The 26,248-nt window shown below is 48.0% G+C and carries 21 protein-coding genes; 13 read left to right on the top strand and 8 right to left on the bottom strand.

Annotation, left to right across the window (positions count from 1 at the left end):
* The first annotated feature begins 76 nt into the window (after nt 1-76).
* The 5 genes from Q8O77_RS13715 to Q8O77_RS13695 are packed head-to-tail and all read left to right on the top strand — an operon-like array spanning nt 77 to nt 6,144.
* A complete protein-coding gene (locus Q8O77_RS13715; protein ID WP_305554148.1) occupies nt 77-1,312 on the top strand; it encodes a glycosyltransferase in 1,236 nt (411 codons plus the stop codon).
* Nucleotides 1,313-1,333: 21 nt separating this feature from the next.
* Complete coding sequence (locus tag Q8O77_RS13710) at nt 1,334-3,124, top strand: asparagine synthetase B (protein ID WP_305554145.1); 1,791 nt, start codon at nt 1,334-1,336, stop codon at nt 3,122-3,124.
* A complete protein-coding gene (locus tag Q8O77_RS13705) occupies nt 3,114-4,049 on the top strand; it encodes a polysaccharide deacetylase family protein (RefSeq protein WP_305554142.1) in 936 nt (311 codons plus the stop codon). The genes Q8O77_RS13710 and Q8O77_RS13705 overlap by 11 nt, the downstream gene beginning before the upstream one ends.
* The gene (locus Q8O77_RS13700; RefSeq protein ID WP_305554139.1) at nt 4,033-5,106 is read left to right on the top strand and encodes a GNAT family N-acetyltransferase; all 1,074 of its coding nucleotides are present in this window, start codon (nt 4,033-4,035) and stop codon (nt 5,104-5,106) included. The genes Q8O77_RS13705 and Q8O77_RS13700 overlap by 17 nt, the downstream gene beginning before the upstream one ends.
* Nucleotides 5,107-6,144, top strand: a complete 1,038-nt coding sequence (locus Q8O77_RS13695) for a GNAT family N-acetyltransferase (protein ID WP_305554136.1) — start codon at nt 5,107-5,109, stop codon at nt 6,142-6,144.
* 32 nt (nt 6,145-6,176) lie between these two features.
* Here Q8O77_RS13695 and Q8O77_RS13690 read toward each other — a convergent pair whose 3' ends face one another.
* Nucleotides 6,177-7,232, bottom strand: coding sequence for a DegT/DnrJ/EryC1/StrS family aminotransferase (locus Q8O77_RS13690; RefSeq protein WP_305554133.1), 1,056 nt, complete (start codon nt 7,230-7,232; stop codon nt 6,177-6,179).
* Between the two features lie 139 nt (nt 7,233-7,371).
* Between Q8O77_RS13690 and Q8O77_RS13685 the strand changes: the two genes are divergently transcribed.
* The 4 genes from Q8O77_RS13685 (at nt 7,372) to Q8O77_RS13670 (ending at nt 11,357) form a co-directional block, all read left to right on the top strand.
* Nucleotides 7,372-8,382, top strand: a complete 1,011-nt coding sequence (locus Q8O77_RS13685) for an acyltransferase family protein (protein ID WP_305554130.1) — start codon at nt 7,372-7,374, stop codon at nt 8,380-8,382.
* Nucleotides 8,382-9,230: a serine aminopeptidase domain-containing protein gene (locus Q8O77_RS13680; RefSeq protein WP_305554127.1), complete on the top strand. Its 849-nt coding sequence runs from the start codon at nt 8,382-8,384 to the stop codon at nt 9,228-9,230. The genes Q8O77_RS13685 and Q8O77_RS13680 overlap by 1 nt, the downstream gene beginning before the upstream one ends.
* Nucleotides 9,223-10,071 carry a hydrolase 1, exosortase A system-associated gene (locus Q8O77_RS13675; protein ID WP_305554124.1) on the top strand — a complete coding sequence of 283 codons (849 nt, stop codon included), beginning with the start codon at nt 9,223-9,225 and terminating at the stop codon, nt 10,069-10,071. The genes Q8O77_RS13680 and Q8O77_RS13675 overlap by 8 nt, the downstream gene beginning before the upstream one ends.
* Nucleotides 10,072-10,187: 116 nt before the next feature.
* Nucleotides 10,188-11,357, top strand: a complete 1,170-nt coding sequence (locus tag Q8O77_RS13670; RefSeq protein WP_305554121.1) for a hypothetical protein — start codon at nt 10,188-10,190, stop codon at nt 11,355-11,357.
* A 7-nt stretch (nt 11,358-11,364) separates the two neighbouring features.
* Here Q8O77_RS13670 and Q8O77_RS13665 read toward each other — a convergent pair whose 3' ends face one another.
* Both Q8O77_RS13665 and Q8O77_RS13660 read right to left on the bottom strand, forming a co-directional pair.
* Nucleotides 11,365-12,645, bottom strand: coding sequence for a pyridoxal-dependent decarboxylase, exosortase A system-associated (locus Q8O77_RS13665; RefSeq protein ID WP_305554118.1), 1,281 nt, complete (start codon nt 12,643-12,645; stop codon nt 11,365-11,367).
* Nucleotides 12,642-14,237 (bottom strand): acyl-CoA ligase (AMP-forming), exosortase A system-associated, encoded by a 1,596-nt coding sequence (locus tag Q8O77_RS13660; RefSeq protein ID WP_305554115.1) that lies wholly within the window; start codon nt 14,235-14,237, stop codon nt 12,642-12,644. The genes Q8O77_RS13665 and Q8O77_RS13660 overlap by 4 nt, the downstream gene beginning before the upstream one ends.
* A 157-nt stretch (nt 14,238-14,394) precedes the next feature.
* Here Q8O77_RS13660 and Q8O77_RS13655 point away from each other — a divergent pair, with 157 nt between their 5' ends.
* From Q8O77_RS13655 to Q8O77_RS13640, 4 genes are all read left to right on the top strand, one after another.
* Entirely contained in the window at nt 14,395-14,637 is a 243-nt protein-coding gene (locus Q8O77_RS13655; RefSeq protein WP_305554112.1) for an acyl carrier protein, read from the top strand.
* A gap of 54 nt (nt 14,638-14,691) precedes the next feature.
* A complete protein-coding gene (gene wecC / locus Q8O77_RS13650; protein ID WP_305554109.1) occupies nt 14,692-15,936 on the top strand; it encodes a UDP-N-acetyl-D-mannosamine dehydrogenase in 1,245 nt (414 codons plus the stop codon).
* Between the two features lie 31 nt (nt 15,937-15,967).
* The gene (gene prsT, locus Q8O77_RS13645; RefSeq protein WP_305554106.1) at nt 15,968-18,727 is read left to right on the top strand and encodes an XrtA/PEP-CTERM system TPR-repeat protein PrsT; all 2,760 of its coding nucleotides are present in this window, start codon (nt 15,968-15,970) and stop codon (nt 18,725-18,727) included.
* 242 nt (nt 18,728-18,969) lie between these two features.
* Nucleotides 18,970-19,839 carry a PEP-CTERM sorting domain-containing protein gene (locus tag Q8O77_RS13640; protein WP_305554103.1) on the top strand — a complete coding sequence of 290 codons (870 nt, stop codon included), beginning with the start codon at nt 18,970-18,972 and terminating at the stop codon, nt 19,837-19,839.
* A gap of 38 nt (nt 19,840-19,877) precedes the next feature.
* Here Q8O77_RS13640 and Q8O77_RS13635 read toward each other — a convergent pair whose 3' ends face one another.
* The 5 genes from Q8O77_RS13635 to Q8O77_RS13615 all read right to left on the bottom strand — a co-directional run bounded on the left by Q8O77_RS13635 (nt 19,878) and on the right by Q8O77_RS13615 (nt 26,098).
* On the bottom strand, nt 19,878-21,533 hold the full coding sequence (locus tag Q8O77_RS13635; protein WP_305554100.1) for an FAD-binding oxidoreductase: 1,656 nt from the start codon (nt 21,531-21,533) through the stop codon (nt 19,878-19,880).
* Between the two features lie 8 nt (nt 21,534-21,541).
* Nucleotides 21,542-22,402: a PEP-CTERM/exosortase system-associated acyltransferase gene (locus Q8O77_RS13630; protein ID WP_305554097.1), complete on the bottom strand. Its 861-nt coding sequence runs from the start codon at nt 22,400-22,402 to the stop codon at nt 21,542-21,544.
* A gap of 126 nt (nt 22,403-22,528) precedes the next feature.
* The gene (locus Q8O77_RS13625) at nt 22,529-23,023 is read right to left on the bottom strand and encodes a GNAT family N-acetyltransferase (protein ID WP_305554094.1); all 495 of its coding nucleotides are present in this window, start codon (nt 23,021-23,023) and stop codon (nt 22,529-22,531) included.
* A 71-nt stretch (nt 23,024-23,094) separates the two neighbouring features.
* Nucleotides 23,095-25,410, bottom strand: a complete 2,316-nt coding sequence (locus Q8O77_RS13620) for an acyl-CoA dehydrogenase (RefSeq protein WP_305554092.1) — start codon at nt 25,408-25,410, stop codon at nt 23,095-23,097.
* A gap of 1 nt (nt 25,411) precedes the next feature.
* Nucleotides 25,412-26,098 carry a TetR/AcrR family transcriptional regulator gene (locus Q8O77_RS13615; protein ID WP_305554089.1) on the bottom strand — a complete coding sequence of 229 codons (687 nt, stop codon included), beginning with the start codon at nt 26,096-26,098 and terminating at the stop codon, nt 25,412-25,414.
* Nucleotides 26,099-26,248: the final 150 nt, after the last annotated feature.

Genomic DNA, 26,248 nt, shown 5'->3' with positions numbered 1-26,248 from the left:
TCTGATCGAGATATTGCACTTCAGTGCATAACACGTTTAAATGTACCATTAACAAAGCTACAAACACGGAATGTTTGTGAAACAAAAAATTCTCTATATCGCTTATCACTTTCCACCCATTCAGGTAAGCAGCGGTGTGCACCGCACATTAAGCTTTTGCCGTTACTTAGCCAGCCACGGCCAGGATGTGACGGTGCTTACAGCAACCTATCCGGCGTACGCCGCATTAAGCCACGACAACCACAAGCTTATTCCGGACAATATTACAGTGCTACGGGCCTATGCACGCGACACTGCCAGGCATTTCTCAGTGCGCGGTCGCTATTTAAGTGCAATGGCCTTGCCTGACCGTTGGCAAAGCTGGATTTTCGGCGCAGTGTGGCGTGGCTGGCGCCATATTCGCCGCCATAAAGCCGACATTATTATCAGCACTTACCCTATAGCTTCGGCACACATTATCGGCTACTTATTACACAAACTAACCGGCGTTGCCTGGATTGCCGATTTTCGCGACCCTATGTTGCAGGAGGACTACCCGTCTACGCCGCGCCTAAGGCGTGTTTTCGGCTGGATTGAACGAAAAGCCGTACAACACTGCAAGCATATTATTTTTACCAGCCCGGGCGCCAAAGCACTGTATCAGGCACGGTATCCGCAGGTAGACGACAGCGTATGGCAGGTACTGCCCAATGGCTTTGATGAAACCTTATTTAACCTGGTTAAACCACAACCGGATAAAGCCGCTACCACGCAATTTACCTTGTTGCACAGCGGCACCATTTACCCCTACGAGCGTGATCCGTCTGCCTTTTTTGCTGCATTACAGCAGTTAAAACAGCAACAACCGGAATGTGCCGGCCAACTAAAGGTTATTTTGCGCAGCAGCGGTCATGACGCATTGTACCAGCCTATGCTGGAGCAACTGCAGATCAGCGATATAGTGCAGCTGGCACCGCCACTGAATTATGTTGAAGCGCTGGAGGAAATGTTAAGCGCCGATGCGCTGTTGTTAATGCAGGCAGACAATTGCAATTACCAAACGCCGGCAAAAGCTTATGAATATATCCGCGCCCGCAAACCTGTGCTGGCCCTGACAGATGCGGCCGGCGATACCGCTGCACTGATCAAGCAAAGCGGTGTTGCAGAATTGGCGCCGATGAATGATGCCGATGCCATAGTGAGCGCTTTAATTAAACTCATCAGCAATCTGCAAAGTAGTAGTTACCGCTATTTAGCAGATGAGGAAATTGCCCGATTTTCCCGCGATTATCAGGCAGAGCAGTTATTAAAATTGACGCAAAATTTAAGCTGATAAACACGGACGGATGAGTAAATGACCTGGAAAATAACTGTTGCAGCTCAAAGCGATTCAGCACAGGCAAGTGCTGCAGTTACACTTGAAACCGCCAACCGTAAGGTAACACTGCTCAGTGACAGCACATGGCATCTGGCAGAGGATGACAATGCTGTTATTGCACTGCTTGGCCGTTTGCGGCCCTATCAGCAAGATTATTTTCAGGACAAGCTGCAGCAAAACGGCGCAGTGTGGTTTTTAACGCAATACCGGCAAACACCGGCTGCATTTTTTAATGCTATAGCCGGCTTTTTTCTGCTGGTTATTTTCGACAAAAAACAAGGCACCGTGCAGGTAGTGAACGATCATGTTGGCTCTGTGCCCTGCTATATCAAACAACATAACAGCCAAAGCTGCTATATCAGCGACGATGTGCAGCTTATTCGTCAGCAAGATGCCGCGCTTAGCATCAGCCCACAAGCCATATATAACTATATGTATTTTCACTGCATTCCATCTCCCCTGTCGCTATACGCTGAGGTACTGAAAATGCCTCCGGGCAGCTGCGCTGATTTGAGCCAACCGGGTAATGGCCGTATTGAAAACTACTACCAGCCCGACTTTACGCAAGCTAACGACACTGAAGCACAATTACAGCAACGCTGTCGTGAAGTGATATCAACTGCAGTACGGCGCAATATCAGCACTAATTGCGCGGCTTTTTTAAGTGGAGGTCTTGATAGTTCAACCGTAGCCGGAATGTTGGCCAGGCACAGTACAGAAGCCAAAACCTACTCCATCGGTTTTGATGCGCAGGGTTATGACGAAACCGAATATGCACTGCTGACAGCGCGGCATTTTAACACCGAACATAAAGTGCACTATTTACAACCTGCAGATATTGCAGAGAACTTTTCTTCGGTCGCAGCAAGTTTTACCGAACCCTTTGGTAACTCCTCCGCTATGGCAGCCTATATTTGTGCCAAAGTCGCTGCACAAGATGGTATCAAGGTGATGCTGGCAGGCGACGGCGGCGATGAAATATTTGCCGGTAACGAGCGCTATGTTAAACAGTTAGTGTTTGAGCGCTATCATCAGTTACCCGATGCCTTGCAAAAATTGCTGGATATAAGCTTTTACAACCCGCTGGCAGCAAAGCTGCCGCTACTGAAAAAAGCCCACAGCTATATCAACCAGGCCAAGATGCCAATGCCCGACCGCCTGGAGAGCTATAACTTTCTTAACCGGTTCAACGGTAGTGACATGTTCACCACAGCGTTTTATGCCGGCATTAACCCCGAACTACCATTACAGCAGCAACAGCAGCGTTTCCTGCAATGCAAATCTGACTATCTGGTAGATAAAATGATGTATCTCGACTGGAAATTCACGCTTTGCGACAATGACTTGGTTAAAGTATCTGGCATGTGTAAAAAAGCCGGTGTAGAGGTACGCTACCCGTTGTTTGAAAAAGAGGTTGTCGACTTTAGTTGCACCGTACCTACCGAACTTAAACTGGCTGGCGGCACATTGCGCAGCTTTTATAAAAACAGCTTCCGTGGCTTTTTACCCGATGGCACCTTAAATAAAACTAAGCATGGCTTTGGCCTGCCGTTTGGTGTTTGGATGAAAAGAAACACCGAACTGCAACAGATTGCGCTGCAGGCATTACAGCAATTTAAGCAACGGCAAGTTTTACAAACCGATTTCATCGAACTGGTTATTGCAACCTTTCAAAGTGGTCATTCCGGCTACTACGGCGAACTGGTGTGGATTATCGTGGTGATAGAGTTATGGCTACAGCAACACGAGAGTGCTTATGTTGCATAAAATGCTGCAATTAGCCGGGCAACTCACAAGCCGTGGCAAGCTGAGTATACTGATTTACCATCAGGTGCTAAGCGAATTTGACCCTATGCGGCCGACTGAACCAACGGCGCAGATGTTCGACTGGCAAATGCGCCTGCTACAACAGTACTTTACGCCGTTGTCGCTGGATCAGGCGTTGCATCACCTTAAGCATAATACCCTGCCGCCCAATGCGGTTTGCGTAACCTTTGATGATGGCTATCTGAATAATCTTACTGTCGCGCAGCCGATATTGGCTAAATATGCCATCCCGGCCACGGTGTACATTGCCACGGCTTTTAGCACCGGCCGCAATATGTGGAATGACCGGTTAATTCATTTATTTGCTGCGCAAAGCCGGCAACAATTGCAGCTGGACGATGAGCAGGTGCAACTGGGCGATTGGCAGGACAGACGCAACAAAGCGCAGCAATGGTTGAAACAGCTGAAATATCTGCCGTTAGCGCAACGGCTGGATAAAATTGACCAGTTTTACCGGCAAAATAATGCAGACGAGCAAGCTGCATTAATGATGTCGCCGGCGCAAATTAAGCAGTTGGCAGATTGCGGCGTGACTATTGGTGCCCATACCGTTAATCATCCTATTTTAAAAGTAATACCGGAACAGCAGCAGCGGCAGGAAATCAACCAATCAAAACAACAACTGGAAAGCTGGCTGGGCAGCCCCGTGCAGCACTTTGCCTACCCCAACGGTGCAAAAAACACCGACTTTGACGATATAACGGTGAAGTTGGTGGAAAGTAACGGCTTTGTCAGCGCGGTAACCACCGATTGGGGTATATCAACTGCAGATACATCGCGTTATCAGCTAAAGCGTTTTACCCCTTGGGACAAAACTGCCGGTCATTTTCATTTACGGCTAATTAAAAATGCCAGCGGGTTTTAATTTGATGCAGTGGCAGGTTTTTTCACAAGCTGATTATCCCGCAAACCTCTGGTTTGATTGGGATTACATAAATGAGCAATGGCATAACGGTAATCCATTGCTCAGCAGCAGTTTTATTTCTTTATTGTGTCAGTACGTTAAACCAAACTTATTTGTCGCTGTTGCAAAAGATGGTCACCGCAGTTCAGCCATGCTACTGCTGGAAAAGAGTCAAACTGGTATATGGCAAATATTTAAACCCAGCCAAGCTACACTGGCATTACTTGTCATCGCACCCGACTGTCAATTATCACTTCAACAATTGTTCAAATTATTGCCTGGCCTTTGTTATCGCATAGACTTTATCAGTTTGGATCCTGCTGAACATCAGAATATTATTGCGCTTCAGTCCAGGAAAGACCTTACCGCCAAAGCAACAAATATCAGAATAGACGTGACTTCAGACTTCGGGCAGTACTGGAGTGAGCGACCGAAAAAGCTTAAAGCAAATGTGAAACGCTACCAAAATCGCTTTGAGGAAGAACAAGGCGCAGTTCGCTTTTCACACCTGACGTCAGTACAGGATGTACAAAATGCGGTTGACCGCTATGGCATGCTGGAATCAAAAGGCTGGAAGGGTAAACAGGGAACAGCGTTACATCCGAGCAATTACCAGGGGCAATTCTACCGCCAGTTTCTTACGCTTCAAGCTCAGCAACAATCAGCTTTGGTTATTGAAATGTATATTGGTGAACAGCTTATCGCATCACGACTTTGCTGCTTTCACAACGGTCTTCTAATCGCATTAAAGACCTCCTTTGATGAAGCATACAAAAGATATGCGGTTGGCCGCTTACTACTGAAAGAGCTGATCCGGTGGGGATTTGAACGCACTGATATCAGCACAATTGATTTCTACACCAACGCATCTGCCGAACAAATAGAGTGGGCCACTGAGCAGCGGCCAATGTTTAATACCAGCATCTACTCCGCAAATTTACCTGGTATAGCGCTGTCATTTTTGTCACACACGAAAATGCGCATGAAAAGAAAACAGACTGAAGTGAGCGTTGACTAGATGGAAATGCAAACTGAACAACCGCAAGCATCTGATATTCAAGACACCACACCATTTTTTACCCGGCAGCAGTGGTTTGAACATTTTGAGCAACATATCGTAACCGACAGTTCCGTCATTTGGTTGCCATTGACACAGCAGCCTAAGGCCAAAGTACTTCCTTTATTGAGCCCAACAGATAATCAGAAAGCTTTTCAGATCCGCAGTTTACTAAGTATGAGTAACTATTATTCGCCTGTTTATGGCTTGGTCAACAGTGAATTATCTGAAACCATTGGCGCAGATGAACTTTGCGATAATACAGTTGAACTGCTTAAAGGTTATGACAGCATCAACATATCACCAATTTACGAGCAGCAAGCAACTGATTGGCTTAACGCTTTTAAGCAGATAGGTTTTACCGGCCACCGTTATCAACACTCTGTCAATTGGTATCACAATAATATTACAGACATACAGCAATATTGGGCTCTACGCCCTCCTCGCTTGCTCAACACATTGAAGCGAAAACGTGAACAAATGCAAAAGGCCGGCGAGTTTACCACGCAAGTTTTCAGCAACGGCAGTCAATCACAGTTGATACAAGCACTGATTGATTATCATCATGTTTATTATCACAGTTGGAAGCAAAAAGAACCTTACCCGGCATTTATTGATGCCGTAGCAGAATATGCATGGCATCGTAATGAGCTTCGAATTGGCATTATTTATCACCAGCAGCGGCCAATAGCAGCTCAGATCTGGTTTGTCTGTAAAAAAACGGCCTATATATTCAAACTGGCACATGTTGAGAGCTACACCCGCTTTAGCCCGGGAACCGTTCTTATGGCAGTCTTGCTAGAGCATGTCATCACTGAAGACAACGTCAACCATATTGATTTTCTGACCGGTAATGACAGCTACAAACAGGATTGGATGTCAGGCAAACATGTTCTGTATGGTATTCATCTGTGTAATAAGCACAGCGCAAAAGGATTATGCCTATCAGTATTAGATTATGCCGGCCGGGTCAGAAAAAAAATCCCCCTTCTGCGTTAAGCCATCGTGTATCAAGGAGGGGTGTTAAGCAATCATATCAACACCGCGGCAATTTTATTAAGTTGCACTTGGTTTAATCCCTGATGACATGGCAGTTGAACCAGTAAGTTTTTTAAATCTGCACTTACCCCACAACCTGACTCTGCTATCTCCTCCCACCGTAACACCTGAATTCCCTTCTCACGTAAGCGAGCGAACCACTTGATGTCGTTTAACACAAAAGGCAGCACATAAGGGTCATCATATTCGGCTAGTGTGGGGTACAGCGGTTGTCCTGCATTACTTTGTTGCAGCAACTGAGCAAGGTACTGATAATTTGCCCGACGTTGCCGGCTAATTGCCGCGTAGTTGCTATGAAGCAGCAGCCAGCGGCTAATGCGTAAACAGTCTGTCTTTTGCATATCCGGACGAAAATAACGCAATTCTGTACTTAGTTTAGCTGAGGCTTTCACGGGCATGCTACCAGACATCAGCGCTCTTAGCTCAGTAGCAACAGAAACTGCGGTAGGCATGTTAATTTTCTGACCTGGCAGGTAAAGCACCCCACCATCTAATGTTCCCAATGTTTTGGGGATACTGCTGACGCAGGCAGATACTGCCGACGGCTTATGTATACACGTACGCCAAAAGTGAGTAAGGCTGTGTGCATTATCTTCAATAACTATTTTACCGCCCGCACTTGCCGCCAGCATCAGTGCATCCGTATTTTGCGAGAAACCAAAATAACGTACTGCGACCACATGGCTAACTTCCGGAGTAAGTAAACGGGAAAAATCAGCAATGTTTGTACTCAAATCAGGTAACTGTGAGTAGAACTTGATGTCATAACCAGCATAAATAAAAGGCTCCACTAATGCAGGGCAATGATATGCAGGTATTAAAACGGTGTTGTTCTGCCCAACACGCTTTAAACATAGTGCCGCTGCCACTAATGCATAGCGTGCACGACTAAAAGTTGTTACATCATCAAGCTGAGCTGTTTTATGCCAAAGGCTGCTATCAGTAAAACTCAATGCCGGCTGCGCTTTTACCACTGCAGGCGGGAAATTTTTGGCGTCCATTAACGGCGTAGAAAATTGCACTGACATTAGCTCAATCCATTAAAGCGTAGATTTTTAGTATGCCAGTATAAGGATAATCAGTAAAACAAACATGACTGTAACTCTTGGTTAGTAACCTATAGCAAGGTAATATCGTTATAGCCCAACCACATCGCAGGAGCGTTTTTTGGACAAGGAATTAAGCAGACGGATCAGGCTTACACGTTACCTTATGGTAATTGGCATTGTGGTACTGCACATTCCGCCTTATCAATCATTGGCTGAGCTGGGTTTAGCCCCGTTTGAGTTTATTAAGGCATTCTTCTCACACGCGGTATTTCGCACTACTGTACCGATGTTAACTGTGATGTCAGGCTATTTGCTCTTCAGCTCTAACCTGGTGGCTGAGCCACTAAAGCTTTGGCTGAAAAAGGTACAATCTCTGCTGCTGCCGCTGATACTGTGGAACATCCCGGTGGTATTGGCGATATTTATCATCCAACGCTACCAACTTAGCGGCCACGAATTTTCTGTGCAGCTTTACCCGGCAGAAACCAGACGCTGGCTAAATGCCCTGACAGGTCTGCTTGATACGCCGGCAAATTACCCGCTGAATTTTTTGCGTGATTTATTTGCTTTGTGTTTACTGGCACCGTTGTTCCGCCTACTGCTGAAATATGCCCCCTATACCGGATTTGCGCTGGTAGCCCTGATTTATTTTTATAATCTGGATGGTCCCTTTGTGCTGCGTAACAGCATGTTTATCAGTTTTTACCTCGGTGCACTTATTGCAACTCAGCGCCTCGATATCAGATACCTTGACCGCTTTGCGGTGCCGTTGTTACTGCTGTTTATACTGTTTTGTGTGTGTATCGTTGTTTTCGATATCAGCAACCGCGAGCCGCTGCGGCTGTTGGCGCCGTTTATGATCTGGCCGGCGATGTCATTGCTGGTTAATCTGCGGCCGGTGCTGTGGTTAACCCGGTTTGCCGACAGCAGCTTTTTAACTTTTTTAGCCCATGGCCCTTTATTACTGCTGTGCTGGCTGGCCTACAGCACATTGCTGCCCGGCGCGCCTTATCCACTATTCTGGCTCCTGGCGCCGGTGTTTAGCGTTGTACTGTGTGCCTGGTTGCATCCCTTACTTGTACGGTTTTTTCCACGAACTGCTTCGCTGCTGCTTGGAGGGCGTAACTAATGCATACAGCGCTGCCACTTACTTTATCCGGTTTACCGGGCAGCGGTTTTATCCGCATGAACGCCGGTAACAACTTTTTACTCACATACAGTAATGCTGCCGGCCAAAACGCCATAGTGGTGTTGCCACCTTTTGCCGAGGAAATGAATAAATCCCGTCATCTGCTAAGCGCGGTTATGCGCCAACTGGCTGCATTGGGCTACAGTTGTTTTATGCCGGACCACTATGGCACAGGCGATAGCGAAGGCGATTTGGACCAGGCAAGTATCGGGCTGTGGCGAGCGGATCTGCTGCAGCTGATACAGCTACTGGCACAACAGGGTTATCAAAGCCTGAGCTTTATTGCCGTGCGTTTCGGTACTTTGCAGTTGTTTGATTTACTTAACCTGCATGCCCTGCCCCTGCCGGTAAAGCAACTGGTGTTATGGCAACCACTGTTTGACGTGGATAAATTCTGGCAACAGTTTGTCAGGATAAAAGTGGCGGAGACAATGGCTACGGGCAACAAAGTTAGCCAGAAAGAGCTGGAGCAGCAACTGCAGGACGGACAGCAAATTGAAATTGCCGGTTATCCGCTAAGCCCGGCATTCTTTGCCAGTTTGCAAACGCTGCAAGGCGCTATTCCGCCACTGTTAGCGCAAACGGCAGTATGTTGGCTTGAAACCTCGCAGCTGGACAATATCGCTTTACCGGTACAAAAAATGCGCGATAAATTACAACAATGCTGCCAGCTAAGCTTTATGCAGCTCAAAGCCGAGCCCTACTGGCAAACCACGGAACTGGCCAATGCTGAGCAACTGCTTGCCTTGACGGTAAAACAGTTTAGCGGAGCAGCGCAGCATGACTGAGCACTATATCTGCCTTGAAACAGCAGACTATCAATTGGCGGCGGTGTTACATCAGGCACCGGCCGACACCGGCGTATTGTTAGTGGTGGGCGGGCCGCAATACCGTGTTGGCAGCCATCGGCAGTTTGTTAAAGTCAGCCGTTATCTTGCCGCACAAGGGATACCATCACTGCGGCTGGACACCGCCGGTATGGGTGACAGCAGTGGCAGCAAAGCCGAATTTTACCGGCAAAGCGATGATATTGCCGTAGCCATAAATGCGTTCTTCCGGCACTGCCCACAGCTTAAGCAGGTGGTACTATGGGGCCTGTGCGATGCTGCCAGTGCTATTTTAATTGCATTAAATAAACCAGACCCGCGTATTTGCGCGGTAATGTTGCTAAACCCCTGGGTGCGCCAATCGCAAAGCCATGCTAAAACATTGTTGAAACACTATTACCTGAAGCGGTTAATGCAAAAAGATTTTTGGCAGAAGCTATTTGGCGGTGCGGTATCACCGCTGCGCAGTCTGCAAGAGGTATTATCGACGATTAAAGCCAGTAACACTGCCAACCGCCACGGTAATGCGACTTCCGATGTGACTGAGCAAAATTATATTCAGCATATGCACAGCGGCTGCCAGGTATCTGACGCAAGCATGATGCTGATTACCAGCGGGAATGATTTAACTGCCAAGGAATTTTTAACCATGTGCCGGCAACATCAGCAGTGGCAGTCATGGCTGAACACGATTCAGCATCAGCATATCGACGCTGCCGATCACACCTTTTCACGTCAGGTGTGGCGCCAACAAGTTGAACAATTAACCTTACAGCTGGTATTGCAGCATTGCAGCAGTTAACCAAAGCGGCACACGGCTGACACTTTTTAGTCATGTCAGCTAGACTTGTAGCTAATTTATATATAGATGCGCCGGCTTGTTGCCATCGCATCGGCTAAGGACAGCACGCCCTGCATATGAAACACACTATTTTGAAAACCCTGCTGTATTATTTTGCCGCCGCCGGATTGGCCGGGCATTTATTGCTGTTGGTTGTGGAGGTAAAAGACCCGACGCTGCGGCCTTTATTGCAAGAAAAAGCCCTGCATTTTTTATTTGGCGTTCAAAGCGCTGCCGCAGAGCAGAAGCCCCCGGCCACAGATCAGGTGAAAGCTGACATAGCGCAGGCATTTAACCCGTGGCAACCCAATGATAAACGCTACCCGCCGCGACAGGGCGTCTGGCGTAACGGCGAGCAGTACGCATCATTAACTGAGGCGGTTAAAGCGCTGCAACACGGCGATACACTGCACCTTGGCGCCGGTATTTATAATACCGCCTTCAGAGTGAACAAAAATGACATCACTATTACCGGTTATGGCCATGTTGTGCTGGAAAAAGGCACTGTAAACGGCAAAGGCTTTATTCTGGCTACCGGCACCAACCTGACGGTAAATAACCTGGAGTGCCGCCAGATCAGTGTACCGAGCAAAAATGGCGCCTGCATCAGGCTGGAAGGTGCCGGTTTAACACTGGACAATGTGTATTTCCACTCCAGCGAAGAAGGTATTTTAGAAACAGCAAAAACTGTCGGCAATATTTTTATTACCAATAGCCGGTTCGAGCTGCTGGGCAAAGCCGGCCGGGCACATGCGTTATATCTCAACAGCGCTAATTTATATTTCAGCAGCAGTATGGTGGTGGCGTCCAGAGGCCAGGGGCATGGTATTAAAAGCCGCGGCGCCGTAACGGTGATAGAAAACAGTATTATTGCCGGCCTGAGCTCACAAGACAGTCGTCTGGTTGATATCTCCAATGGCGGCAAGCTGACTATTACCGGATCTGTGCTGCAGCAAGGGCCTTTTTCGGCAAATCATCAGGCTATCGGTTATGGTCTGGAGGGCATCAAACATAAGGAAAATTCAGTCAGTATTTCCGACAATGTGTTTATTCTGGAACGCCGCGGCAGCAACTTACTGTACAAAGCACACGACACGGCTCCGCCGGCGCGGATAGTCAGCAATATGATTGTCGGGGCAGACAACAGCGACAGTGATAACTTTCACTTTGACAGCAGGAAGAAGGCTGGCCTGGCGCAATACCCCTTGCTTCCTGCGTTGTTATGCGACAGCGGACAAAAGTGTTAACGTAAACTCACAGCAGTATTTCTGTTACTGCCGCATGACCGAGAAAATCTTGCGGGCTGGCGGTCGGGCCATAGGCACCGGACTGGTACACCACCAACCAATCTCCGGGTTCTGCCTGCGGCAAACTGACTTTATCGGCCAAAATATCTAACGGTGTACACAGCGGACCAACGGCGGTAACGGTTTCAAACGTGGTGCTGCTATTGCTGTGCGGCATTTTATTGCCAATTGCTACCGGATAGTTTTTGCGGATCACCTGACCAAAATTGCCGGAATTTGCCAGGTGATGATGTAAGCCGCCGTTACACACCAGATAAGTGGTACCACGCGACACTTTTTTATCTACTACCTGGCAAGCATAGACTCCGGCTTCTGCTACCAGAAAACGGCCCAGCTCAATCACCAGTTCAATGCCGCTGAAATCATCATGGTACCGCTGCAGCAGCGCATTTAGCGACTGCCCTACCGGGGTTAAATCCAGCCGTTTTTCACCGGCAAAATACGGTATACCAAAGCCGCCGCCCAGATTAATTAAATCCGGCCGGTACGGGCAAGCTGCCACCAATTTTGCCGCCAAAGCAAAGGTATGCTGATGCGCTTCAATCAATGCATCGGCTTTTAAGTTTTGTGAGCCACAGAAGATATGAAAACCACGCAGGCGCAGCGGCATAGCGCCAATATCGGCTAATACAGCAAACACCTGCTCTTCGTCTATACCAAAGGGTTTGGCCCCGCCGGCCATTTTCATGCCGGATGCTTTGAGCTCAAACGCCGGGTTAACCCGCAGCGCCACCTGCGGCGTACTGCCACACTCTTGTCCCAGCCGGCAGATACGTGCCAGCTCAGATACCGACTCCACATTCAGCGTTACGCCCAGTGTAATAGCCGCGCTAAGCTCGGCATCCGTTTTGCCAGGCCCGGCAAAGCTGATGTCCTGTACCGCCATACCGCTTTGTACCGCCAGCAGCATTTCTTTTTGTGAGGCAACATCGAAACCGTCGACCAGTGGCTTAAGGTGTTGCACTACCGGCCAATAGGGGTTGGCTTTTACCGCGTAGTGCAGCTTTATCCGCGCCGGCAGCGCCTGGCGAAAGCGCTGTACCTGCTGCGTAATAATGTTGCGATCGTACGCATAAAATACGGTTTTATTCAGCATGCGGCTGATGGCGCTCAGGCTAAAGCCACCGACTAACAGTTGGCCGTTATGCTGCGCAAACTGTGACATCAGTTCATGTTGCGGTAACTGCGCTGTAGCGCTTGTCATTTCACCGGCTGCTGCAGTACTCATAGTGTTTCCCCGTTGAAATAATCGCGGTACTGCTCTGCCAGCAATTTGCGGTCAATTTTGCCGTTGGCATTCTTAGGTAACAGCGGCAACGGCAGCACTGCTTTGGGCAGCATGTAACCGGGCAAGGCGCGCTTTAATTGCTGCAGCCAATCAGCCGCATCCGGCTCCTGCCCTGCCTTAACGGCATAAAGCACTACAATGGCCTGGCCCAACTCAGCATGCGCCACACCGATAGCTGCAACATCAACCAGCGCCGGACTTAACCGGTACACCGCCTCTTCCACCTCTGTCGGGCTGACGCGATAACCTGAGGTTTTAATCATCTCATCGCGCCGGCCAATAAAGTACAAAAAGCCGTCTTCGTCATAACGCACGGTATCACCGGACCACACTGCCGGTTGTTGCAGTTGAATGCCTTTAGGGGCAACCGGGTCAAACTTAAACCGCTCGGCAGTTTTTTCCGGTGCATTCCAGTACCCCAAACTAACCAGCGGGCCGCGATGCACTAACTCACCGGGCTCATTCGGCCCGCACAAGCTGCCGTCTTCCCGCACCACGACAATCTCAGCATTAGGAATGGCTTTACCCATCGAGCCCGGTCGCTTAGTCAGTTCAGCCGGGGCTAAATAAGTTGAGCGGAATGCTTCTGTCAGGCCGTACATTAAATACGGCTGCGCCTGTGAAAAAATCTGCTGCAGCTGCGCCAACAAAGGTTGCGGCATAGCGCCGCCGCTGTTAGTCAGATAACGCACACTGTCTGTGCTGCCAGCGGGCCAGTTTGCCTTAGCCAGCTGCGCCCATAACGGCGGCACCGCCGCTATACCGGTTACGCCATGCTGCTGCACGGTGCGCACCACGTCCTGCACAAAGAAGAAATCCAGCAGTACCACCGATGCGCCGGTTAAAAAGGCGGTGGTTAACTGGCTTAAGCCATAATCAAAACTCAGCGGTAATAGCGCCAACAGCACGTCATCCGGCGTATTGTGTAAATAGCCGGCGACACTTTGCGCCCCCACCAACATATTGCGGTGCGACAACACTACGCCTTTGGGTTTGCCGGTACTGCCGGAGGTATACAAAATGGCCGCCATATCAGCGTCTGTGCTGTGCGCATAAACGTGCAGCGCTGTGCCGTTGTCTGGTGCGGTAAAGGCTTTAATCTGAATATGCGCCAACGGCTGCACATCAGCCGCACTGCCGTCTGTCAGCAGTACAGTATGTAAATCACTGCATAAATGCAGCTCATCGGCCAAACTCGCCAAGCGCTCTTTACTGGTGATCAACAAGCGTACATTGCAGTCTTGCAGAATATGGCCCACCTGGGCGGCTTTGAGCCCGGCATTTACCGGCACAAACACCGCGCCGGCCATACTGCAACCGAACAAGCTGCTCACCGTTTCAAATTGTTTTGGCAAGTACACAGCTACACGATCAAAGCGTTTTATATCAGCTTGTTGCAGACACTGCGCCGCGCTTACAACCTGAGCTTGCAGTTCAGCATAAGTTAATACGGCCTGTTTAAAGTACAACGCTGGACGCTGGGGAAAACGCGCAGCGGATTGGGTAATAATATCGTGGATATTTTTGGTCATAGCATCCTTCAGACCTTTCACTTTTAATCCCTTTATGTGCAATAATAAAACAGTTTTGCACAAAATCCGACTGTAATTTAGCCGCCGGGCAAATTTAGTTACTGCAACATGGATAAGCAAATCAGGGAACCGTATCAGTTACTTAAGGAAAAGCAGCATGTCTCATCAGCAGTTACTGGCAGAAATCCTCTGCGCCGTACTACAAATTGACAAAAAATTTGACCATGACACCCCGTTGCTCGGTGCCATTGCCGAGTTCGACTCTATGGCCGTTATCGCCGTAATTACTGAGTTAGAACAGCAATTGGGTATTCAAATTGACGACGATGAAATCTCCGCCGAGGTGTTTGAAACTTTCGGCCGCTTAAGTCAGTTTGTCGAACAAAAACAAGCCGCCTGACCGTCGCAGCATTAAATTCAAGTCAGGCCGGCAACCACTTTATAAGGAAACAGTATGTCTGGTTTTTCACGTGTTTCAGTTATCGGTTTAGGTTATATCGGCTTACCCACAGCCGCAGTTATAGCCTCACGTGGTGTAGAGGTGCTGGGTGTTGATGTATCTGAGCATGCGGTAAACACTATTAATCAGGGCAAAATTCATATTGTTGAACCTGACCTGGATATGTTGGTGCAGGCCGCTGTTACTACCGGTAAGCTAAAAGCATCACTGACACCAGAGCCGGCAGAAGCCTTTATGATAGCGGTACCCACACCGTTTAAAGACAATAAAAGCCCTGACCTTAGCTACATTCAAGCTGCGCTGCAAAACATTGCGCCGGTTATCGCCAAAGGCAATCTGATTGTACTGGAGTCCACCTCCCCCGTCGGCACCACAGATAAGATCTCTGAATGGCTGGCAGAGCTGCGGCCCGATTTGGTTATGCCGCATCAGGACCCGGACAAAGCCGATGTCTTTATTGCCCACTGTCCGGAACGGGTACTGCCCGGCCGTGTGTTACAGGAACTGGTCAGTAATGATCGTATTATCGGCGGCATTACCGACCGTTGTGCGCAAAAAGCGGTGTCGCTGTATAACTTGTTTGTTCGCGGCGAATGTTTACTCACCAACGCCCGCACCGCAGAGATGGCCAAACTGACAGAGAACTCATTTCGCGACGTCAATATCGCTTTTGCCAATGAGCTGTCGATGATTTGTGATCATCTGAAAATCAACGTCTGGGAGCTGATTAAGCTGGCCAACCGCCACCCGCGGGTCAATATACTCTCGCCGGGCCCGGGCGTTGGCGGCCACTGCATTGCGGTTGACCCGTGGTTTATTGTCGACTCGGCACCGGAACAGGCACAAATCATCCGCAAAGCTCGCGAAATCAATGATAGTAAACCACACTATGTGGCAGACAAAATCAGGCAGGCTGCCGATCAATTTAAAAAGCCGGTTATCGCCTGCTTAGGCTTAGCCTTTAAAGCCGATATCGATGATTTACGTGAAAGCCCGGCGCTGGATATTGCCATGTCATTACTGGCAGACAATATCGGCGAAGTGTTATTGGTAGAGCCTAACATTAAGCAGCTACCGGCAAAATATGCTGAATATGCTGCGCAGTTAACGCCGTTGCCCCAGGCATTGGAGCGCGCCAATATTCTGGTGGTATTGGTTGATCACAAACAGTTTAAAGCGCTGCATCCGGTGGATGTTGCAACCAAGGTAGTCATTGATACCAGGGGTATTTTTGGCTAACTGAGACTTTACAGCTACAGGGAGTGTAACGATGAAAAAAACCACCATATTAGCCGGTGCTATTGCACTGGCTTTACTCAGCGGCTGCGGCAGCAAAGATGCCACGGAACACTACGGCGATGCGCTGAACTACATTGAGACTAAGCAGTACAATGCGGCAGTGATTGAATTAAAATCTGCCATTTTACAAATGCCGGACAACGCTGACTACCGTCTCACACTGGGCAAACTGTATTTACAGATTGGCGATGCCGTCTCAGCCGAAAAAGAATTGTCCAGAGCCTTATCTTTGGGAGCAAACGCGGAGTCACTGGCACTACCATTGGTTCGTGCTTTTTATCTGTCTGAAAATTATCAAAAAATACTTTCTTTCGCTGATGATCACCAGGCTCTCGAAGCACCAACCAAAAACTATATTCAGTTGTATACAGGGTTGTCTGAAATAGAGCTTAGCGGTATTGATTCGGCAATCGGGATCTTTGATTCACTATTACTGGCCGAACAAAACGATATCAAAGCTTTCTCTGAGGCAATGTTATCAATGCACGCGCGCCGTTATGACAATGCCCAGGTAAAGCTTCAGCAAATTACTGCCGATAGCCCTGTATATTTCGAAGCCTTACTGATGGATGCCCACAGCACTTTAATCCTCGCACAGCCCGAAGATGCGCTGAAAAAACTGCATATTTACCTCGAACACATGCCAAACGCGTTAAAAGTACGTTTGCTGACAGCGCAAACTTTAGTACAACAAAATGAGCTTGTTGCAGCCGAAAAGCACCTGCAGCTGTTGCTTAAAGTAGTACCGGAACACGGACTGACAAATTATCTTCAGGCTGTTGTAGAGTACGATAAGAAAAACTATCAGACTGCAAAAGAACATTCTGATAAAGCTATCAGTGCCAAGTTAAATACCGTGCAAAACCGTGTCCTTGCCGGATTAATTAATTATCAGCTCGGACTGGAAGCGCAAGCCCTTAATCATCTGTCTGCCATCAGCCAATATTTACCTCAACTACCTGAGGTAAATCGTCTGTACTCAGTATTAAAACTCAAAAGCGGAGAAGCATCAGAAGCCGCAGACTCATTGGCCGACACTAAGTTTACAGCGCAAGATTTAAACCTGGTTACTACAACGGCAATGGCATTATTAAGAGCAGGTAACAGCAGCGCCGCAGAAGAACTGATCAGCAAGTATGAGCAGCAAATTGTGTCAGAGGATGCTGATAATCTGCATACTTTGGGCAGATTAAAACTTAGCATTACCGGCCAGGAGGCGGCAGGAATAGCGTCTTTGGAACAAGCTCTCAGGTTGGATCCATCGCACCACCACACACGTTTAATACTGGCGGGCAACTATATCCGCTTACGCCAGTTTGATAAGGCAACGCAGCTTGCCGACGAGTGGTTAAAAGAAGACAACACCCGGGCAGCCGGTTACAACCTGAAAGCACTTGTTTACCTGATACAGCAAGATTTTGATAGTGGTAAAACAATGCTTGAAAGTGCCATCTCTGCTGATGCAAATAATGTCTTTACTCACTTTATGTTGGCTGCTGTTGCACAAAAAGAAGGTGAAACTGATAAAGCTGAAGCCTATTTGCTAAAGGCTATAGATACTCAGCCTGATTACCAACCTGCTCTGGCTAGCTACTATGCGTCGCAAAACCGTAAAGGAACCCCTGACACTGCCATAGCGCTTATCGAGAAATCACAAAAAGCTTACCCCGACAATTTACAGTTAAGACTACTGTTAGCAAATATTTATCAATCTAATCAACGTTCTGGCGAGGTTATATCCCTACTGGAGCCCCTTGCCGATACGCAACAAACTTTAATTCCGGCATTTTATAGTTTGATGATAGATGCTTATTTAACACAACGGCAGGAAGAGCCCGCTCTTAACTTAGCCCAGCGTTGGTTCAATGATGACAATAAAAGCCTCAAAGCGGCTTTGACTTATGCAAGTCTGCTCTCCACAGCGAATCGCTCTAACGAATCCATCAGAGTAGTAGATAATGCTCTTAAATTTCATACTAATCACCCTGCACTGCTCAAAGTAAAAATGCTGACACAAGCAGACGAAAAAGACTATGCAGGGGCAATGGCAACTTATGCTCAATTACCACCGGAATCAGCCGGAAGCGCGGAAATGCTGTTCCATAAAGGCAGGATACAACTATTAGACGGTCAACTGACACCAGGGCGCACGACATTATTAAGCTCGTACAACCTTACTCCCTCTGCGACAACTGCAATAGCAATAGCCGAAGCCTATTCAAAGGATGTGTCCTATCGAAAAGCCGTTACCTTCATAGAAGAGCACATTGAAAAGCATGGTGAAAACAGAGCGTTACGCACATTTTACGCTAATTTATTAATGCAAGATGATATCAGCAAAGCCCTGGCTATATACCAGCAACTGACCAGTGAGCAGCCGGATAATATTATCTCCCTTAATAATTATGCCTGGCTATTATTGCAAACAGGGAAAGCGGAGGAAGCATTAGTATATGCCGAAAGAGCCGTTAAACTGAACGCAAGGCAACCGGATATTTTGGACACTTACGGCAAAATATTGCTGGCTCTCGGTAAATATAGCGAAGCAAAACAACAGTTTGAACAATCTCTGGCACTACGTCCGAAAAATGCAGAAGTACAGTTAAACTATGCTGAGTTATTGATAAAAACTGCACAGTATGGTCAGGCGAAATCACTGCTTACAACAATAAGCAGTGATAATCCTGAACTGATCGCGCGGAAAAATGAACTGCAGTCTCACTTGCAATAAACCTCAGGCCCTTGCCAGTACTGGCAAGGGCCTGAGGTTACGCCCCCTTAAAAAGCAGACGCTTGGAAAATATAATTTCATACCGGCTTTCTTGTCAGATTTTTTTACATGACCTGTTAAGAACTATTAGGCAATAAAAAAATAAACATGAAAATCAACACATTATGCATTTAAAAAAGTAGGCATAGATAATGCTTAAAGTAATAGTGTTGTAACTTTATATGTATAACAAGGAGCTCGTTATGAAATATTTAAAAACTCTGGTAAGTGCTTCCACACTCGCACTGTCCAGTTTTGCCATACAAGCAAGTGAAATCAATGTTGGTGGCGTTGTGTGGGACCCCAATTGGACAGATGGTGGCATGCCGGCTTCCGAAATGGATTTTATCGGTCGTCATAGTTTTACTCAGTGGTATAGTACAACAAGCGACGCTGTAGGCTCTCTTGGCAGCGCAACAACAGCTGCTACCTTGGGCGAAGTATTAGCTGCCGGTGGTGGCGGTGGTGGCGGTGGTGCATCTACCGGCTACTATCTTAGCGGTGCGGGCGAATTTTATCAGTTGAACAACCCTTCAAACGACGTTGTGGTAGATAGCGTAACCGGCGGTAATGCCGGCAGCTTTTGTCCTGGCTGTGAACTAACCTACGCATTCGGTGGGATTGAATTGTTTGATGACCTCACTTTTGATGTGTCCAATGCCTGGGCGCGGATCTATGTCGATTTCAACAATGATTTCAGCGTACCGGTTACAACCGGCAACGCCGCAACGATGACTGCTGCTTCGCTTAACGGTAATATCTGGTTAGATTTAGCTTTTACCTCATTTGAATTCCTGTCGTTAGCTCCTGGTGGCGGCATCGGTTCAGGTTTTGTTGCTGCAACCTTTGATATCATTGGTGGCTTGGCCGCAGCCAACTTCGATCCTCAGCAAATGAGCTATAACGGTAGTGCTTTCTTTGGTACCGACTTTCAAAACATCAACTTAAACTCCAGATTCTCTGGTGGCGGTAATGGCAGTGTGTTAGCCAATACTATTCCGGAACCTGGTATTCTGTTCCTGTTTGGTGCCGGATTAGTTGGTTTAGGTGTTATGCGGAAAAAAGCAGCATAAAAGTATAGTATTAAGTTTTTAGTACAAAGCCCCTGTTCTTACAGGGGCTTTTTTTGTTCATGGTTAAAGTAAGCCGGTTGATACCGGCCCGGATTAATAATATTTTTTGGATCTATCGCCAGCTTAAGTTTCTGCACCGTTTGCCAATATGCAGAGTTAGCGTTTAACAGCTCTCGCTGCTGGCGTAAATTCAGCCGGTAAGGCACCCAGCCGTAACCTAGCCCGGTACTGACAAGTTCGTCTAAACATTGCCGGGCTTGCTCAACCGCTGTCGGGTCTTTCCGGTTAAAGACGATTGGTATAGTGCTGTCTACCGTATCGTATTTCAGGCTGGTAAAGGTGATCATGGGTTCAATACCATACCTGGGGCATATTTGCCGAACCATATTGATAAACTGGCGCATCGTAGCGGCGTGCATCGGAATCAGTGGTGCATACCATAACAAGCCACAACCATCTTTAGCAGGATGCAATGCAGTTCCGGGCTTGTATTCAGGATTGCGCCAATAAGCCAGCGGTAAAGCGACCTGATTAGGTTTACCCTGCATTATTTCAATGCCCATATCCAAAGATTTCAGCATGGCACGAACACCGCTTAACCAGCTGTCCGGCGTGATATAAAGTACAGCCCTGGCTACACGCAGCAAAGCCCCCCCGGAAAAGATCAACCGCTTTGCACTACTGCCAACAAAACCTTTAATTTCTTTTCTGGCAGCTTTCACAATAGATGGCTGACCATATAAAGTACCAACCAGCATCCAACCGGGTGTATCGTATCGCTTTGACAGTTCCGCTACTTGTGCCGCAGACATCGCAAGGTGTTTTGCCCTGCCATTCGGATTGTCTGCCATCATCGATAACAAACGCCTTTGATCCATAATATTTACTGAGCCGACAACACCATCAAGCAATTGCAGTATCTTAAACGCCACAGCTTGTGCCTGTTCAAAGTCCTCATCTTGTCTGAATTGGACATAAAATGAATCAAATGCAGCGGTTCGACGTTTTAGTCTGATCGTGATTTCGGTGACAACAGCAAAGCCGGACTGGGTAAACAAGCCGTCAATATAAGGCCCGATGCCATATTTATAGGTTTTGTCGATAAAATCTGTTCCTGATTTATCCAACTCAGATATCGGTGACTGATAGAAAGAACCATCTGCAAGATAACCTTTAATGCTGTTTACTGCGGCAAAATGATCGGTAAAAGGAGTTATGCCATAACCACGCTCCAGTGCGTTGGCAAGGATACTGCAACTGGGCCCTGCTCCGGTAACCGGCACCATAAAGTCCAGTTGCCGTAGCAGCAATTCATCATATAGCATTTGCTGGGTAACGCCAGGCTGCACAGTTACAATGCCCAGAGTCTCACTGTTTATGGTGATACTTGCCAGGGCGGATAAATCGAGCACGATGCTGTCCGCCGCATTGGCTCCGCCAGAGCCATAGCCCCAATTTTGTCCGGTACTGATTGGGCAAACACTGAATGCCAGTTCAACGTCATCCGCACAACGGGTTGCCAACTGCAGCACCTGTCGAATGTCATCTGTGCAGCCAATTTTGATAACGCAACCCGTTTGGTTATCAAAGCCCTCACAATTCGCGCGATACGCTTGTAAACGGTCATCTTGGGTGATGATACTGCTGTGTTTGCTCAATACCTTTGTAATATTTTCAACAATAGCTGTCTTCATCTGCGGCTCTATCGCACCATTATGACGTTGCCTTGCGGCAGCTGTTGCTGAGAAGGCATTGCAGGAACATTATCAAACAATGATTTTTCCATCGCATGCAACAGTTTAAGGTAGCCAGGGCTAAGAGTTCGCTTTAGCTCACGCGAATCAACATAATAAGGTGCACGCTTGCCATGAAACTCAATAGCAGCCCCTAGTTGCCGGAACATAATGCCGACAAATGACAGGCTGCGAGCCAACCGTGGCTCCATCATCACAAAAACATGAAATCGCTTTGTTTTTAATGACATAGCTGCAGCTGACAAGTACAGGCATACCGCAATATACGGAAAACAACGTAGCTCTTTTTCGGAATAGCGTTTTTCGTTAATAACCCCTGTTGCCGCACCGGCAAATTTATCAACCTCACGTTTTCTGAATTCAGCAGGCACTGCCAATCTGGAAATCTCACAAATTTCATGCCTGCCAAAATCGCCGGGTGACAGATTAGGATCAGTAAGCGCATGGGAACAAAACTGCTCTATCGGCAATAATTCATCGCTATGCGCCGAGGTAATAAGACGTACAGTTCCGGCCAAATTACTTGAGCTGATATGGCGGACAAAACAATGAATTGCCCTTAAATCAAACTCGTCACTTTCTTCATAGGTTTCTTTCACATCTTCAAAATGCAACTCTTCACAGTACACATTGTGACGCAACCTGTATACCTCATGCCGTAACTCGTCAGTGCCGGCAATTTGCGGTTTCAGGTACTGCGAAAAGTGCTCGGAGATAGTCTTTGCATCATTACTGGCCAGCGATGCCATGGCTTTTTTTACCACACCACCAATAATAGGCTTATCTGCCAGCGCTTTTAAACGTTTCATAATACACCCCGTAAACCTGCAGGCTATAGCGTAAGAGAGAATCAACTCTACATAGCTTAGACTGAGTTAGGTGAGTTGCCACAACGAATAGCGCTTATTTTAGCGGCAGCAGCCAAACACTATAATTCAGTCAGTATACTGCTGCGCCAATTGCTGCAATTGCGGCCCTGTTACACGGTTAATACGCCAGTCGTGCAGCATAGTAGCGCCCTGCGCCTGATAAAAATCGATCGCCGGCTGGTTCCAATCCAGTACTGACCATTCCAAACGACCGCAGTCACGTTCTACTGCCAGCTTCGCCAGATAGCTGAGCAGCAACTTGCCCAAGCCCCGGCCACGATGAGACGGCAATACAAATAAGTCTTCCAGATAGATACCGGGTTTAGCAAGAAAGGTTGAGTAATTATGGAAGAACAGCGCAAAGCCGGCCGGCTGGTGCTGATATTCGGCAATCACCACTTCAGCATAGGGTTTAGCGCCAAATAAGCTGGCACGCAGCTTATCTTCCGTGGCCACCACCTGATCGGCCAGTTTTTCATATTCTGCCAGGCCCTGAATAAATGCCAATATGGTTGGTATATCTTGCTCTGTGGCTAAACGTAATGTGATATCTGCTGACATTATTATTCCTTAAAAACAAAAAAACGCCGGCAGAGCGAAAACCCGGCCGGCGTTTGAGTGTAGCAAGTTGTTTAAGCGGCGTCAGCAGAGGCTATCGCCATAGCATCCAACTCACCCGGCTTAAAACTGTCAACACTGATGGCGCTAAAACGCAGTGTGTTCATCTTCGTCAGTTGCTCTGCTTCTGCTGCGCTGATTACCTGCGCAGCTAAAGCCTGCTCTATGGTTTGCACCAACGGCTGTTTACGCGCCAGTTTACCTTCGCGCTGAGCCTGGTATATTCTCTTCATCAGCGGCTGTGCTGCGTGCATAGCGACAAAAGCACTCTCCATTAACCCGGTGGCGTCATTTTCATCTGCGCCGATATAACACAGGTGGGTTAAGCGGTCACGCACTACACCAGGCTTAGACAGCGCTTCGCAAATTTGAATTGCGGTGTCATCATTTGGCATCTTGTAACCAATACCGAACGGGAAGATCAGCGTTTTTAATAACCGCGCCACCACCCGGTTCGGGAAGTTGGCAAAGAAACCATCAAAGGCACGGCCAATATCGAACAGCGCGCGCTGCAGGCTGTAATGCACAAACGGCAGGTCACATTGCTGGCGGCCATTGTCTTCATAAAATTTCAGCACTGCTGAGGCAATATACAACTGGCTTAGCACATCACCTAAGCGGGCCGACAGCATTTCACGGCGCTTTAACTCGCCGCCTAAAATCAGCATGGAGAAATCCGCACTTAATGCCAAACCACGGCTCATACGGCTTAACTGTTTGTAATATTTAGCGGTTTCACCCGATACCGGGGCAGAGTTAAAGGCTGCAGCCGTTAACCCCTGCCACAGCGCACCAAAGGTATTACCGATAGCAAAGCCAATATGCTTCAGCAACAGGTTATCAAACTGCTTTAAGCCCTGCTCTGCATCCGGGTTAGCCGCAGCTTCCAGCTCTGCCAACACATAGGGGTGGCAGCGCGTTGCGCCCTGGCCAAAAATCATCAGGTTACGGGTTAAAATATTAGCCCCTTCTACCGTGATCGAAATAGGAATCCCCATATAGCCATGTGCCAGATAATTCTTCGGCCCAACCTGAATAGCGCGGCCGGCATGAATATCAAAGGCATCATTCATTAAGGTGCGCGACATCTCTGTCATATGGTACTTGGCAATGGCCGTTACCACGCTTGGGCTTAACTTCATGTCGATAGCACCGGCGGTCATTACCCGCATTGCTTCCAGGCTATAGGTGAAACCACCGATACGCGCCAGCGACTCCTGCACGCCTTCAAACTTGCCGATAGACATACCAAACTGTTGGCGCACATAGCCATAAGCACCGGTCATCCGTGCGGCTAAGTGCCCTGTAGCAGTGGCCAATGCCGGCAAGCTGATACCACGCCCTGCCGACAAACACTCTACCAGCATGCGCCAGCCACGGCCGGCGTAATCCGGACCACCGATAATCCACTCCAGCGGAATAAAGACGTCTTTACCGTAGGTAGTACCGTTCATAAAGGCCATATTCATCGGAAAGTGCCGATCACCAATTTCTACGCCTTTATGGCTGGTAGGAATAAGCGCACAGGTAATACCCAACTCTTCTTTATCGCCAAGCAGTTGCTCCGGGTCATACAGCTTAAATGCCAGGCCCAATACGGTTGCTACCGGTGCCAGGGTAATGTAGCGCTTATCCCAGTTTAAACGGATCCCGGTAACTTCTTTACCTTCAAACTCACCTTTACACACCACGCCGGTATCCGGAATACCGCCGGCGTCAGAGCCGGCTTCAGGCCCGGTCAGAGCAAAACACGGCACATCGGTACCGTTAGCTAAGGTTGGCAACCAGAAATCTTTCTGCTCTTGGGTGCCATAGTGCATTAACAGCTCGCCCGGGCCTAACGAATTAGGCACCATTACCGTTACCGCGGCGGTTAAACTGCGGGTAGCAATGCGCGATACAATGGTGGAGTTAGCGATGGCAGAAAATTCACGGCCGCCATAGGATTTAGGAATAATCATCGCGAAGAAACCTTCTCGCTTTAGAAAATCCCATACTTCTTTGGGTAAGTCGCGCTGTTCCTGCACAATCTTGTAGTCATCCAGCATTTGTAGCAGGGTTTCTACCTGATTATCCATAAACGCCTGTTCGTCGGCATTTAATTCTGCTTTGGGGAAGCTGTGCAGCTTGTGCCAGTCCGGCTTACCTTTAAACAGTTCGCCATCCCACCACACATCACCGGCTTCCATCGCTTCACGCTCGGTATCCGAGAGCGGTGGCAGGATTTTTTTAAACATAGCAAAAACCGGCTTGGTTATCAGGTTACGGCGAATATCACCAACACCCAATATAATCGCCACAGCAACAACTAATATTAACAGCACTAACATATTACCTTCCTTCACCCGCCAACAGCGGCGCGGTATGACTAATGGGAGTAACGGTGGACACCGGCGCCGCTATCGCGGCCGACAAATACGGCAGTAACCGCAGGATCACGCCTTCAATATCAACTTTTTCATTGAAGTCAGCTTCAGCAATCTCAGCTAACGCTTCGTTGGATGCCATGGTAAACACCACAGTACCAAGCGAAAAATGTAACCGCCAGAACAACTCTCCCGGCGGTAAATCGGGGCACGCCTGTTGTACCAATAACACCAGCTTATCCAGCACACGGCCATAATTGTGGTTAAAAAACCAACGCAAATGGCCCTGCACATCGGTGTAGCCACGGCCGAGCAACTGCAAAAAAATCCGCGTACCGTTCTGATGTACTTTATTCAACTCCAGCAGCGGCTTAACAAATACCGACAATACCTGGCTTAAATTGTTTGCCTGCTGCGAGGCCAGCAACCGGGTAAATTCCTGATCTAAGCGTGGCATTAACACCACCAGATAGCGTTGCAATACAGCCTGGATCAGCTCTTTTTTTGAGCCAAAGTGGTAATTAACTGATGCCAGGTTCACTTCTGCCAGGCTGGTGATCTGCCGCAAAGACGTGTCATTAAAGCCGGTTTCGGCAAATAAGCTTTGCGCCGCATCGAGAATTTTATGTTGGGTACTGAGTTTACTTGTCATTACCAAACCAATATTTAAACAGGTGTTTGAAATGTACGTTTGAATCAGAAAACTGTCAAGCGGCAAATCAATTACTGGTCTAACCTCAATGCTGAAAATAACGGCAATTTGGGTACATTTCAGCCAATTGTTAAAAAGCGCTTGACAGTT

Origin of the sequence: Rheinheimera sp., assembly GCF_030690345.1 — a bacterium.
In the GTDB taxonomy this organism is placed as follows: domain Bacteria; phylum Pseudomonadota; class Gammaproteobacteria; order Enterobacterales; family Alteromonadaceae; genus Alishewanella.
The sequence above is the reverse complement of the archived record's forward strand: the minus strand, read 5'-3'. Positions and strand labels throughout refer to the sequence as shown.

What these genes read in the sequence shown, in the direction of transcription:
- Q8O77_RS13710 (WP_305554145.1), top strand. Translation starts at nt 1,334, where the DNA reads ATGACCTGGAAAATAACTGTTGCAGCTCAAAGCGATTCAGCACAGGCA.
- Q8O77_RS13705 (WP_305554142.1), top strand. Translation starts at nt 3,114, where the DNA reads ATGTTGCATAAAATGCTGCAATTAGCCGGGCAACTCACAAGCCGTGGC.
- Q8O77_RS13700 (WP_305554139.1), top strand. Translation starts at nt 4,033, where the DNA reads ATGCCAGCGGGTTTTAATTTGATGCAGTGGCAGGTTTTTTCACAAGCT.
- Q8O77_RS13695 (WP_305554136.1), top strand. Translation starts at nt 5,107, where the DNA reads ATGGAAATGCAAACTGAACAACCGCAAGCATCTGATATTCAAGACACC.
- Q8O77_RS13690 (WP_305554133.1), bottom strand. Translation starts at nt 7,232, where the DNA reads ATGTCAGTGCAATTTTCTACGCCGTTAATGGACGCCAAAAATTTCCCG.
- Q8O77_RS13680 (WP_305554127.1), top strand. Translation starts at nt 8,382, where the DNA reads ATGCATACAGCGCTGCCACTTACTTTATCCGGTTTACCGGGCAGCGGT.
- Q8O77_RS13675 (WP_305554124.1), top strand. Translation starts at nt 9,223, where the DNA reads ATGACTGAGCACTATATCTGCCTTGAAACAGCAGACTATCAATTGGCG.
- Q8O77_RS13670 (WP_305554121.1), top strand. Translation starts at nt 10,188, where the DNA reads ATGAAACACACTATTTTGAAAACCCTGCTGTATTATTTTGCCGCCGCC.
- Q8O77_RS13665 (WP_305554118.1), bottom strand. Translation starts at nt 12,645, where the DNA reads ATGAGTACTGCAGCAGCCGGTGAAATGACAAGCGCTACAGCGCAGTTA.
- Q8O77_RS13660 (WP_305554115.1), bottom strand. Translation starts at nt 14,237, where the DNA reads ATGACCAAAAATATCCACGATATTATTACCCAATCCGCTGCGCGTTTT.
- Q8O77_RS13655 (WP_305554112.1), top strand. Translation starts at nt 14,395, where the DNA reads ATGTCTCATCAGCAGTTACTGGCAGAAATCCTCTGCGCCGTACTACAA.
- wecC (WP_305554109.1), top strand. Translation starts at nt 14,692, where the DNA reads ATGTCTGGTTTTTCACGTGTTTCAGTTATCGGTTTAGGTTATATCGGC.
- prsT (WP_305554106.1), top strand. Translation starts at nt 15,968, where the DNA reads ATGAAAAAAACCACCATATTAGCCGGTGCTATTGCACTGGCTTTACTC.
- Q8O77_RS13640 (WP_305554103.1), top strand. Translation starts at nt 18,970, where the DNA reads ATGAAATATTTAAAAACTCTGGTAAGTGCTTCCACACTCGCACTGTCC.
- Q8O77_RS13635 (WP_305554100.1), bottom strand. Translation starts at nt 21,533, where the DNA reads ATGAAGACAGCTATTGTTGAAAATATTACAAAGGTATTGAGCAAACAC.
- Q8O77_RS13630 (WP_305554097.1), bottom strand. Translation starts at nt 22,402, where the DNA reads ATGAAACGTTTAAAAGCGCTGGCAGATAAGCCTATTATTGGTGGTGTG.
- Q8O77_RS13625 (WP_305554094.1), bottom strand. Translation starts at nt 23,023, where the DNA reads ATGTCAGCAGATATCACATTACGTTTAGCCACAGAGCAAGATATACCA.
- Q8O77_RS13620 (WP_305554092.1), bottom strand. Translation starts at nt 25,410, where the DNA reads ATGTTAGTGCTGTTAATATTAGTTGTTGCTGTGGCGATTATATTGGGT.
- Q8O77_RS13615 (WP_305554089.1), bottom strand. Translation starts at nt 26,098, where the DNA reads ATGACAAGTAAACTCAGTACCCAACATAAAATTCTCGATGCGGCGCAA.